General features: G+C 51.0%; 1 protein-coding gene. It reads left to right on the top strand.

All coding sequences use genetic code 11. The features are described from left to right. Positions 1–408: ATP-binding cassette domain-containing protein (locus ACTHUT_RS21700; RefSeq protein WP_440419881.1), on the top strand; the 408-nt coding region annotated here is incomplete at its 5' end. Between the last annotated feature and the right edge of the window lie 112 nt (positions 409–520).

Here is a 520-nt window from a genome sequence, read left to right as displayed (position 1 = left end):
CTTCAAGACATCCTCTTCCTGCCGCAACGCCCGTACACGGCACAAGGCAGCCTGCGCGATGCAATTTGTTACCCCGACATCGACAAACAACATCCGGAACTGATCGACGCCATGAATACCTGCCGATTAGGTTATCTGGTTGATAAATTAGATAAAACCGATGACTGGCAACACAAACTCTCCCCCGGAGAACTGCAACGCGTCGCCTTCGTCCGCGCCCTACTCTCGCAGCCCAAAGTCATCTTGCTCGATGAAGCTACCGCCGCTTTGGACGAACCGACCGAAGCCATGCTCTACCGCGCCTTGAAGCAAAAACTGCCCGACAGCATCATCATCAGCATCGGCCACCGCAGCACGCTCAACGAGTTCCATGATATATGCCTCGATGTCGGTCATGTAGAATGCTGAATTAATGGCATACCAAAGGCCGTCTGAAACAGTGAAAAACGAAATCAAACGATTTTGTTCTCGCCGTTTCAGACGGCCTTTTCAAACGCTATGGCATGTTTATTTGCTATAC

It is taken from the genome of Neisseria sp. P0022.S010, from assembly GCF_051956635.1.
Note: the sequence above shows the minus strand (reverse complement) of the source record. Positions and strands in the feature narration are given on the sequence as shown.